We start from the raw sequence: 11,494 nt of genomic DNA on the forward strand, positions 1-11,494 counted from the left end.
TGCCGGCGCTTACCGGTCCGTATCGACGATGCGGGGCAGGGTCTCGAACTGGTGGTAGGGCGGCGGAGAGGACAGGGTCCATTCCAGCGTCGTCGCACCTTCACCCCATGGATTGTCCGCAGCCCGCTCCTGGCGCCGGAAGGCGTCGACCACGCCGCCGATGAAGACGAACAGGCCGACGAAGAAAATGTAGGCTCCCATCGAGGCAATGAAGTTCCAGCCCGCGAACGCGTCCGGATAATCCGCGTAGCGGCGCGGCATGCCGGACAGGCCGAGGAAGTGCATCGGGAAGAACAGCACGTTGGCGCCGATGAACGCGATCCAGAAGTGCAGCTTGGCTATGCGCTCCGAGTAAATGTAGCCGGTGATCTTCGGGAACCAGTAGTAGATGCCCGCGAAGATCCCAAACACGGAACCGAGCGAGAGCACGTAGTGGAAGTGCGCCACCACGTAGTAGGTGTCGTGCACGTAGCGGTCGACAGGCGCGTTCGCCAGCACGACGCCGGTGACGCCGCCGACCGTGAACAGGAAGATGAAACCCACGGCCCACTGCATGGCCGCCGTGAAGCGGATCGAGCCACCCCACATCGTGGCGATCCACGAGAAGATCTTTACGCCGGTGGGCACCGCGATCACCATCGTGGCGAACACGAAATAGGCCTGGGTCTGCAGCGAGAGGCCGACCGTGAACATGTGGTGCGCCCACACGACGAAGCCGACGACGCCGATCGCCACCATGGCGTAGGCCATGCCGAGATAGCCGAAGATCGGCTTCTTCGAGAAGGTGGAGATGATGTGCGACACGATGCCGAAGGCCGGCAGGATCATGATGTACACTTCGGGGTGGCCGAAGAACCAGAACAGGTGCTGGTAGAGCACCGGATCGCCGCCGCCGGCCGGATCGAAGAACGTCGTGCCGAAGTTGCGGTCGGTCAGCAGCATCGTGATCGCGCCCGCGAGCACGGGAAGGGTAATCAATAGGAGAAAGGCTGTTACCAGCATGCCCCAGGCGAAGAGCGGCATCCTGTGCAGCGTCATGCCCGGAGCGCGCATGTTGAGGATCGTGGTGATGAAGTTGATCGCACCGAGGATCGAGGATGCGCCTGCGAGGTGCAGGGCCAGGATGCCGAAATCGAATGCCGGGCCGGGATGGCCCATGGTCGAAAGCGGCGGGTAAGCGGTCCAGCCGCCGCCGAAGCCGAGCGAGCCCGGAGCGCCTTCCGAAAACAGAGACAGGATCATCAGTCCCAAGGCTGCGACGATGAGCCAGAAGGAGATGTTGTTCATCCGCGGGAAGGCCATGTCGGGCGCGCCGATCATGAGCGGGATGAACCAGTTGCCGAAGCCGCCGATCAGGGTGGGCATGATCACGAAGAACACCATGATGAGGCCGTGGCCGGTCACGAAGACGTTGAAGGCCTGCGGATTGGAGAAGAACTGCAGACCGGGCTCCTGGAGTTCCAGGCGCATGGCGATCGACAGGAGGCCGCCGATGATGCCCGCCGTGAAGCCGAAGATGAGGTAGAGGGTGCCGATGTCCTTGTGGTTCGTCGAATAGAACCAGCGCCGCCAGAACGTCGGGTGATCGCTACGATCGGCGGAGCCGGGATGCGCAGTATGAGCCATGATGAAGCTCCTGGCGCCCCCGAAGCTGCATTCGAGATGCTTCGCCCCTCGGCGTTGAGGCCCGGGGCTTCTTCGTTATGTTCCCACCGACCAGTCGGCAGATTGCCCAGGTTACGACAGCGGGGCAGGAAGGCAACTCAGAAAAACTGCGTAGGCCTGCCTCGAAGCGAAAATGCCCGGCCAGACTGGAACGGCCAGACCCCTGTCCTCCCATAGGCTCGACATCCCGGCGGCACTCGGTCCGTCGCTCGCCCAGGACCGGGTGCCGCACGTGCCGTCGGATGGGTCCCGGTACCGGCGCTGTCGGTGCCATCGTTCTGGTACTCCTTTGGGATAAGGCCGATCCCGTCTACCTTTGGTGACGTCAGCCGGTACACTGATGCGGCCGCAATCGGGACGCGGTGGCTGGAAGGCTGAGGTCATGCGGGTTCGGTTCGGCTTTCAACTCTCCGTCACGACACTGTTCGTAGCGGTGGTGCTTGCCGTCGGCCTTGCCCTGGTCTTCCTCAGCTTCGACCGCGCCCGCTCGATCACCCGGTCGGCGGCATTGAGATTCATCGATCGGGTCGCCGATCACACGGCCGACCGCGTGAACGGACAGTTCAAGGACGTCCTCGACATCTTGGAGGTGCTGCGGCAGCTCCAACCTGTCGAGTCCGGCACAATCCTCGGCAATCCGTCTCTCTATGCCACGCTCGCTGCGCTCCTGCGTCGGCATGGGCAGCTCTACAACCTCTATGTCGGCTACGAGGACGGTGGATTCCTCGAACTCGATGCCCTGGACCGGGCAGGGCCTGCCGTCCGCGCCGAACTCCAAGCGCCGCTCGACGCCGCCTTCAGGCTGACTGTCATGGAGATACCGGCGGGAGAATCGACGCGGATCCGGTTTACGTCCTATCTCTCTTCCGACCTGACCGTCCTCGCCCAGGAATATCGCGCAGCCGATTACGATCCACGCGAGAGGCCATGGTATCGGGACGCCTTCCGACCCGGAGCCGGTCCGATTACCGAGCCCTATGTCTTCAAGATCGCCAACTTGATCGGCTACACGGTGCGGGCACCGTTCCCCCAAGGGCGCCGCGGCGTCGTGGCCGGAGACATCCTTCTCGCCGAGACGGATGCTTTTCTGCGCTCGCAGAAGCTCGGTACCTCGGGGGTCGTGTTTATCTTCGACGACAGGGGACGGGTCGTCGGCCATCCCCGCATGGCGGAGGTTCTGCGTGCCCAGGCGACGGGCGCGGCGCTCGAGCTACCACGCCTCGGCCAGCTTGCGCCCGTCGACATTGCTCAGCCATTGAACGCATGGCAGCAGGGCGGAGCCTCACAGCAGATCTTCGAGGCGCCGGACGGGCGGACCTATGTCGCTGCATTCCGTTCAATCGGGACGGCCGGGTCCTCGGGCCTGCGCCTTGCCGTCATAGCGCCGCTCGACGAGTTCTTTGCCGAGATCGAGGCAGGACGGCGTCAGCTGGTCCTCCTGGCGCTTAGTTTCGTCCTCGCGGCAATTCCCGTCGTATGGTGGATCGGATCGATGTTGTCGCGGTCCATGAAGGCGCTGGCGCTCGAGACGGACCGCATCCAGAGGTTCGAGGCCGGCGGACGTGCGAGGAGGATCCGCTCGATCATCCGTGAGATCGACGACCTTGGACGGTCCGTCGCCACGATGCAGACCGTGGTGCGAACCTTCGCCAGCTTCGTGCCGAAGCGCCTCGTCGAGCAACTCGTTGCGACGGGTGACGCCCTCCAGCCCGGCGGGACGCGTCGCGAAGTCACAGTCCTGTTCACCGACATCGCCGGCTTTACCGCCATTGCCGAGAAGGCCGATCCGGAGCAGGTGATGCTTCGCACATCACGGTATCTCGCCGTTCTGTCCGCTGTCATCATGGAGCACGGCGGCACGGTCGACAAATTCGTTGGGGATGCCATCATGGCAATCTGGAACGCACCGGCGGACGATCCCGATCATGTCGCCCATGCCTGTGCGGCCGTGCTGGCCTGCCGTGAAGCCAACAGGAACCTCAACGCGGAGTTCGAGAGCGAGGGCTGGCCTGCCTACCGGACCCGGTTCGGGCTGCATACCGGGGAAGCGGTGGTCGGTACGATTGGATCGGATGACCGCATGGCGTACACGGTCCTCGGCGCGGCCGTGAACCTGGCGGCCCGGCTCGAGCCGCTCAACAAGGAATACGGCACCGAGATTCTGGTCAGCGAATCGATCCAGCGCCAAGTGTCTGACCGTTTTACGTTCCGAACCGTCGATACGATCCAGCCAAAGGGTTTTGAGGCGAGGATCCAGGTGTACGAACTTTGTGAGCGGAATGGGCATTCCCACGGGAGAGGTCTCCGCCCAGGGTGAGGACGGGTGGTTAAATCAAGGTTTCCGCCAAGCGCCGGCAAGAACCCTCGGCTGCGGCAGTTTCCTCCCGGTACCCCAGGGACAGGTAGAACCTGCGTACCGTCACGGTGCTGCCGAGGGTACAGCGGCCTCCGTTATGCGAAATTCGACCGCGTATGATGAACCCTCGCGCACTCGTTCACGCAGGATTAAGCTACTGGTATAGCAGGAACATTCCACAAGCAGTCCAATTTTTTCGAATAAGTAAAATCAATAATCTGCAGACGAATTTCAAATCGCTCCTTGCCTGTTGTACCGGCCAACATCGATCCTCTACGCCAATCCATTGGTAGTACTCCGTTCGATGGAAGTCATGAGTATAGTTCTTTGACACAATCCAATATATTCGCGTTGCACAACTGCAATTTGATCTGTCAGATTCGCATAAATGACATAGCACAACACATTGTTGGCAATCCGCTCCATAATATTGCCACATACACCAATATTACTTCTCACGCTTTCGAGCGTCGTCTGTTGCGTAATCTCCCAATTCAGATCAATACATCAACATACGCAGATTTTGTTGCGTGGCGGGGATGCCGTTGTGCAGCCACTTGGGCTCTTTGCATGAGCCAAGCGGACAATCGCGGCCGCTCCCATGACGGCTATCGCTTGAGGAGCCGTTTCCTTGGCTCCTGACGGTCTCTCCACGCACAGACATCAACCAAAGGCGGAATATGAATGGCAAATCGTCTGTATTCGACCGGGTTTGAAGGCTCGGTGTCCCTGGCCCAACTGCAGGTGAACAGCAACACCGAGGCGCTGCAGGGCCTGCAGAACGCCGGCACCGTCTGGGGCCGCGCTCCGACCATCCAGATGCTCTCGGGCGCCGGCAACTACAACAGCGTGTTCTCCAACGCCATCACGACCACCACCGGCCATGACGGCGCCCAGACCCGCGCCCTGCATCTCGGCGTCAACTCGCGCCCGGCCGACTACACCCAGTCGCCGCTGCTGTTCCAGCCCACCTCGGAGCCCGGCGACTTCTACATGAGCGCCTGGATGAAGCTGCCCGACAACCTCTGGTCCAAGCTCGGTAACGGCGGCTGGTTTGCACCCCTGCCCGAGTGGAAGACCGCCGGCGACTTCCGCGTGGTCAACACGATCTCGGCGATGAGCAACGGCAAGCTCGCCTGGAACATGGCGTGGGACACCAACGCCAACGGCAATGTTCCCATGCAGACCTTCTGGAAAGGCACCAACACCAGCGTGGCGGTGCCGCAGGGCGAGTGGTTCAAGGTCGAGATGTTCACCCACCGCGGCAACACCGATGGCCGAGTCTGGCTGAAGATCAACGACCAGACCGTGTTCGACCATACCGGCGACAACATCGGCGTCAACAACGCTCCGATCAACCGCATCCTCATGGGAAATCCCTACGCCAACAAGCCCATCGACACCTGGCTCGATGACGTCCAGATCTGGGACGGGGTGCCGAGCGCTACGGCGTCAACGCCCCCTTCACCCACCGGCCCGAGCGGCGGGGACAAGACGACAGGCACTTCCGGCAACGACATCATCTATGCTCGCGGCGCAAACAGCATTCTGACGGGAGGAGCTGGCCGGGATACCTTTGTCTTCAATGCAACCGTGATCCGAGAAGGCGGAGCCGACACGATCACGGACTTCGACCCGAATGACGACACCATCGATCTTGGATTCGCGTTCACCTCGCCGACGAATGGCAGCCTGAGCGCCAGCGAGTTCCGGATCGGCGCGCGCGCGCAGGACAGAAACGATTACGTGATCTACGACAAATCGACGGGTGCACTGTACTACGATCCCGACGGGAATGGAGCGGCAGCCCAAATTCAGATCGCGAAACTCGCTCCCAATCTCAACATCACCCCTAGCGACTTCTACGTCTATTGAGACTTCCATGAAGACGGGAGCATTTGCAGACCCCTGGACATGATCGTCCGGATTATGCGCTGTCATTCAAACAGACCCGGTAGCAAGGGCTGTAGCGTGCTACAGCCCATTATTGAACCCATCAAACCGACGACGAACACGAGAGCGAGCAGCCGTTGCGTGGAATGGGGATCGTTGATTCCATGGGGCCGATGCTCCCTTCTGAGATGAGCGCATCGTGCGAAAAGCCGGGTCCACTTTTTCGCACGATGCGCCAGCCTGAGGCGATCCATGCCGCTGGGACGAGCCCTTCTGCCGTTGAACGGTCCTGCCGAAAGACGACACGTCCCATCTGGCGCCGCCTGCCGGGACCGTCGGTCGACCCAGATGCGGTACGGCTACGCGGCTGTGCCGAGATGCGGAGCCTTGGCGAGGCTCTGCGTAATGAGCTCTCGGGCCTGGCTTTGCGTGATCTGGCGAATTGCGGCGATCTCCCGGCTCATGAAGTCCATTGCGGTCTCGACGATCTGCTGTTCACTGTAAGAAGCGTCGTCCTGGGCGGGGCTCCGGTTGAGGTCTCGCAGAACCTCGGCGATGGCCGTCAACTGGCCGGTGCCGAGACGCTCGTTGTATTCGGCAGCGCGTCGGTTCCACATCCCGCGCTTTGCCTTCCCTCGGGTGGCGAGGATCGTGAGGGCCTGCTCGACCGTGGAAGGCTCTGAGAGCTTCCTGAGACCGCTTCCCTTGGCCTTGGCCAGAGGAATGCGAATGGTAAGGCGGTCTTTGTCGAAGGTAATCACGAAAAGCTTGAGTTTGAAGCCGGCCACTTCCTGCTCTTCAATCGCCAGGATCACACCAACCCCATGGGAAGGATACACGACGGTTTCACCGGGTTGGAAGGTGAGAGTGTTGTTCTGCGTCGTCATTCAGATCGGATCTCCTTGAGGCATAAACCCTCGCCCCGAACCGAGGCGAATAGCGCCATTCGCCCCGAGGTTATCAGGACCGTGTTAGCGGACCGTAAGTGTGGGAACTTGAGACTTACATGCGGTCCCTGCATATCGGCCGCTCGACGGAGGTCTTCAAGAGGGCCCCTCAGAAGAGGCCGGGCAGACGGGATGGCGATCAGGAGCCCAACCCATCCCGGTTCTATCCCGGGAACTTGCATGAAGCCGGATAGGATCCGGCTATGCTCTCCCTCGAGCCGCTCCTGCCCCGCGCTGCCATTCGTCGCCAGCAACCCGTGCTCACGGCGAACTGAGAGGCCCTACGCTCGCACCACATCGCTCAACGATTTCCTTGGAATTCCCGGTGCTCGAGCCTGAAAGGCCAGAGCATTTGCCAGCTCTGAAGGGTCGTTTCGATGTAGGCGATGCCGTTTCAGGAACAGCTCAATTTTGACGTCTCCATGCATAATGAGTTTAGTAATTTCCTGAACCGTAGTAACAATTAAACCTCATTCAGATTAAATATCACTTATTCCGAGCATGTCACGGCATATACCACAAGATATTGGAATTTTCAACTTAGCTATAGGCTGCCATAAAAACATCATAACTTTTACTGGCTGCCAGGCTTGAACCAATTGCTATTGGCCCGGTTATCAGTGCTCCCAACAGGGACATTTGAAGGAGAACTGATTATGGCTCAGAACAATGGCTCTTCGAACCGTGGCTTCGCATCGATGGATGACAACAAGCAGCGGGAGATTTCCAAGAAGGGCGGCGAAGCCAATGGGGGCAACTTCAAGAATGATCCCCAGAGAGCATCGGAAGCCGGCCGTAAGGGCGGTGAGCATTCCCATGGCGGCAACAACAACGGCCGCTAAGCGATAGCGCGCGACCAGAAAGGGCTGCTCTTGGGCAGCCCTTTTTGCGCACCTTCCACCAATCAGTCTTGCGGGCAAAACCCATGAACCATCAGGATACGACGAATACCGGCACAATCCGCCACCGAGCCGAGGATGACCTGTTTCATTATGATCGGTCGACGGCAGGTCGCGGCCTTGAATGCGATACAGGCTTGGTTCGATCAAAAGCCTCGGCACGGGATTGGGTAAAAGGGATGCGTCCGCGATGGCTGACAGGATCGTCTCAGCCGCTGGCCCGCCCTCGCTCGGAGGGATGATAGCGTGTGCTCTTCGCAAGGAGAGAGGTGAATGCGTACCGCGCAGATCGAAACCCCGCCGGGGTAGTACCGAACAGGGCGTCATGCGGAGCAAACCGCGATGCAGGTCGCAAAATGAACTCTGTCTATCGACGGGAGTAAACGGCGGTGTGGCCGGTCCGAACCATGCCACGTCAAAGGTCGGGCTGAGCGGGCGCAACCACTCCTATGTGTCGGAATCGTAGGCCCGGCCGGGGCGCTTGAGCGGCCGTGCCCCCCCCGTCGGTCATCGGCGATGCCGCGGAAGCCCTGCCGGAACAGGGATTCCATCTGGTAGGCCCACATGCCCGAGCCGAGGGCCCAGCCGGGTCAGGCGGCGGCCGGGACCTGGTCGAGGAAGCCGGTCACGGTGGCGAGGCGGCCGTTCTCGAGCGTGGCGAAATCGGTGCCCTTGATCGGCCCGTCACCGCCCCCAGGCCCGAGCTGCCAGGAGAAGCGGACTTGGCTGCCATAGCCGTCCGGCTGCCCCACGAGGGCAAAGCGGAAGCCGGGGAACTGCCTCTGAACGCCGGCAATCAGACCAAGAATCTGGTCGTGACCCTGTCCTTGCATCAGAGGATCGCGGTAGGCGCCGGTCTCGTTCCAGAGGTTTTCCATCAGGGTCCGGCGGCGTTCCGGATCCGTCTCGTTCCACAGGGCGATATAACCATTGGCGATAACGGCGGCTTCGGTCATGGACGTCTCCTTGTCGGCCGGATCAATCCCGGCATGGAAACCATGGCCGAGGCGCGATATGGCGTCGATTACGTTGCAGGTAATGGGATGATCCGCCGGCTTTCGGATCAGGGCGTAAGGCACCAGAACCCGGAAGCGCCCTTCGGCAACTGCGCGAGAGTGCGATCGAGGGCCTCCTCCCAGGAGAGATGATGCTGCTCAATATCCTCGTATGTCGCCGGATGGAGGTTGCACAGACCTCATGGCCATTCGAGACGGGAGCACACCGCAGCGCGCCAACCGAGCGACAACGGACAATCGCAGCCTAAGAGAGACAACTCCAATCATGCGATGCTGGTTCCGGTGCCGGCCATGATCCTCCGGCATGGGAGGCTTGGCCGTGCTGCATATAGCTTGGCTGTTGAAATTCTGGTCGGATGGGGCCTGCGCAGCTCGAAGAAGCAGTGCTGATAACGAAACCAGTGGGACACATCATGAACCGAACCATGCTGCCCGGCCTGGCCTTGACGGCGCTTCTGGCCACACATGCACCCATCTTAGCCCAAGGCGCAGATCAGAGCGCCGTCATAGCGGAGCGCATCGCAGAACTCAAGAAGCGCGCTGTCGAGGGCGTGGACGCCCGCGCCAAACTGGCTCAGGAGATGAACGATTCGATCTTCAGCTTTGGTGAGCTCGCGTTCCAAGAGTTCGAGACGTCCAAGTATATCACGACCATACTCGAAAAGAATGGTTTCACCATCGAGCGGAACGTCGCCGGGCTACCGACCGGATGGGTGGCAAAGTGGGGATCGGGCGGCCCCGTGATCGCGCTCGGCAGCGACATCGACTGTTTGCCGAAGGCGTCTCAGAAACCGGGCGTCGCGTACCATGATCCCCTTGTCGAAGGAGCCCCGGGACACGGAGAAGGACACAACTCCGGCCAGGCGCTGAACGTCGTGGCGGCGCTTGCCATGAAGGAGATCATGGAGCGCGAGAAGATCCCCGGAACGATCATGCTTTGGCCCGGCGTTGCCGAGGAACTCGTTGCGGGCAAGGCCTATATGGTCCGCGATGGAGTGTTTAGCGGGGTTGATGCCGTCCTCTTCACACATGTCGGCAACAATCTCCAGACCGCCTGGGGTCAGCCCAATGGCACAGGCCTTGTCTCCGTCGAGTACTCGTTCAAAGGCGAGGCGGCGCACTCCGCGTCGGCTCCGTGGCGCGGCCGCAGTGCGCTCGATGGCGTCGAACTCATGAACATCGGCTGGAACATGCGCCGCGAGCATCTCCGCCCCGAGCAGCGCTCCCACTATGTCATCACGGACGGTGGCGACCAGCCCAATGTCGTCCCTCCGGAAGCCTCGGTCTGGTACTTCATCCGCGAGCAGGACTTCCAGAACATCCGCAAGAACTTCGAGATCGCCAACACCATCTCGGAGGCCGCCGCGAAAATGACGGACACCACAGTCACGCGGCGGATCATCGGCACCGCGGCGCCGCGCCACTTCAACAAGCCCATCGCCGAGGCGGCCTACGCCAACATCCAGCAGGTCGGTCTGCCTCAATGGACGGAGGACGAGCAGACCTTCGCCAAGGCGGTGCAGCGCACCGTCAAGGGCAAGGAGGAAGGACTTGCGACCCAACTGAAGACATTCGAGCCTCCCGTGGAGAAGCCTGAAAGCGGCGGCTCCGACGACATCGGCGACATCTCGTGGACCGTGCCGACCATCACGTTGAACTACCCGTCGAACATTCCCAATCTGCCGGGCCACCACTGGTCGAATGCCATGTCGATGGCAACACCTATTGCACATAAGGGCGTTGTTGCGGGAGCGAAGGTGATCGCGATGACAACCGTCGACCTTCTGATGAAGCCGGACTTGCTGGCGCAGGCCAAGGACTACTTCGCCAAGGATCAGCAGAAGGGCCAGACCTACGTCCCGATGATCACGGCCGACGACAAGCCCCAGGTGCACATCAATGCCGACATCATGGCGCAGTACCGGCCCGAGATGAAGAAGTACTATTACGATCCATCCAAGTACCCGACCTATCTCGATCAGCTCGGCATCAAGTTCCCGGTTCTGGAGAAGCCGAAGAACTGAAACCTGCACCCGCGCCGTACCCCATTCACGCGGGAGAAGGACGCAAACGACGGCGATCTCTCGAGACCGCCGTCACTCTCAAGATGAAGAGCGACATCGTGTTGGCGTGACGTCCGATGTCCGACGTCCATCCTGTGGGGACGGCTGCCGGCCGTCCAGCCGGACCTGTTGCACGCGCCGGGACAGCTCGCGCAGGAGGGCGGTCCGCCGATACGGCGTCGACTTCCGCCATTCCCTGATTTCCGGGATCATCCGTCCGCAGCCGAGGCGCCAGCCGGTCCGCCCGTCGAACTCGCACACCGGGATGCGGGGCTTGTCCTTCTTGATGGTTTCTCCTCGCCTGCGGCAATCATCGCGGTGGACAGCCCATAGGGTACCCCCCTATATGATGATGGTCGTCATTCAGGAGGTGCCATGTCCCACACGATCAAGGAAAAGACGAAGCTCCTCGCTCGGGTCCGCCGGATCAAAGGCCAGGTCGAGGCCATCGAGCGGGCGCTTGAGGCCGAACTCGGCTGCGCCGACGTGCTCATGCTGGTCGCCTCGGTGCGCGGAGCCGTGAACGGCCTGACCGTCGAGCTGATGGAGGACCACATTCGCAACCACGTGGTCGATCCCGCTCATGAGCCGGACCCGGAGCGCGCCCAGGGCGCCGCCGAACTCATCGACGTGGTCCGCACCTACCTGAAGTAAA

The 11,494-nt window shown here is 61.2% G+C and carries 9 protein-coding genes; 5 read left to right on the top strand and 4 right to left on the bottom strand.

Annotated features, from left to right (window positions below; all coding sequences use genetic code 11):
* Positions 1-9 precede the first annotated feature (9 nt).
* Positions 10-1,626 carry a cytochrome c oxidase subunit I gene (gene ctaD, locus RE429_RS20165; RefSeq protein ID WP_414475147.1) on the bottom strand — a complete coding sequence of 539 codons (1,617 nt, stop codon included), beginning with the start codon at positions 1,624-1,626 and terminating at the stop codon, positions 10-12.
* A 421-nt stretch (positions 1,627-2,047) separates the two neighbouring features.
* Here ctaD and RE429_RS20170 point away from each other — a divergent pair, with 421 nt between their 5' ends.
* A complete protein-coding gene (locus RE429_RS20170; protein WP_414475148.1) occupies positions 2,048-3,982 on the top strand; it encodes an adenylate/guanylate cyclase domain-containing protein in 1,935 nt (644 codons plus the stop codon).
* A gap of 723 nt (positions 3,983-4,705) precedes the next feature.
* A complete protein-coding gene (locus RE429_RS20175; RefSeq protein ID WP_414475149.1) occupies positions 4,706-5,896 on the top strand; it encodes a hypothetical protein in 1,191 nt (396 codons plus the stop codon).
* A gap of 377 nt (positions 5,897-6,273) precedes the next feature.
* On the opposite strand, the gene RE429_RS20180 is transcribed toward RE429_RS20175, so the two are convergent.
* Positions 6,274-6,801: a CarD family transcriptional regulator gene (locus RE429_RS20180; RefSeq protein ID WP_414475150.1), complete on the bottom strand. Its 528-nt coding sequence runs from the start codon at positions 6,799-6,801 to the stop codon at positions 6,274-6,276.
* A 716-nt stretch (positions 6,802-7,517) separates the two neighbouring features.
* On the opposite strand from RE429_RS20180, the gene RE429_RS20185 reads away from it, so the two are divergent.
* Positions 7,518-7,703: a general stress protein gene (locus tag RE429_RS20185; RefSeq protein ID WP_414475151.1), complete on the top strand. Its 186-nt coding sequence runs from the start codon at positions 7,518-7,520 to the stop codon at positions 7,701-7,703.
* Between the two features lie 647 nt (positions 7,704-8,350).
* Here RE429_RS20185 and RE429_RS20190 read toward each other — a convergent pair.
* The gene (locus RE429_RS20190) at positions 8,351-8,716 is read right to left on the bottom strand and encodes a nuclear transport factor 2 family protein (RefSeq protein WP_414475152.1); all 366 of its coding nucleotides are present in this window, start codon (positions 8,714-8,716) and stop codon (positions 8,351-8,353) included.
* Between the two features lie 473 nt (positions 8,717-9,189).
* Between RE429_RS20190 and RE429_RS20195 the strand changes: the two genes are divergently transcribed.
* A complete protein-coding gene (locus tag RE429_RS20195; RefSeq protein ID WP_414475153.1) occupies positions 9,190-10,800 on the top strand; it encodes an amidohydrolase in 1,611 nt (536 codons plus the stop codon).
* Positions 10,801-10,878: 78 nt separating this feature from the next.
* Here RE429_RS20195 and RE429_RS20200 read toward each other — a convergent pair whose 3' ends face one another.
* Positions 10,879-11,052 carry a hypothetical protein gene (locus tag RE429_RS20200; RefSeq protein ID WP_414475859.1) on the bottom strand — a complete coding sequence of 58 codons (174 nt, stop codon included), beginning with the start codon at positions 11,050-11,052 and terminating at the stop codon, positions 10,879-10,881.
* 162 nt (positions 11,053-11,214) lie between these two features.
* Here RE429_RS20200 and RE429_RS20205 point away from each other — a divergent pair, with 162 nt between their 5' ends.
* The gene (locus RE429_RS20205) at positions 11,215-11,493 is read left to right on the top strand and encodes a metal/formaldehyde-sensitive transcriptional repressor (protein ID WP_414475154.1); all 279 of its coding nucleotides are present in this window, start codon (positions 11,215-11,217) and stop codon (positions 11,491-11,493) included.
* Position 11,494 lies beyond the last annotated feature (1 nt).

Source organism: Microvirga sp. M2 (genome assembly GCF_047497095.1).
GTDB lineage: Bacteria > Pseudomonadota > Alphaproteobacteria > Rhizobiales > Beijerinckiaceae > Microvirga.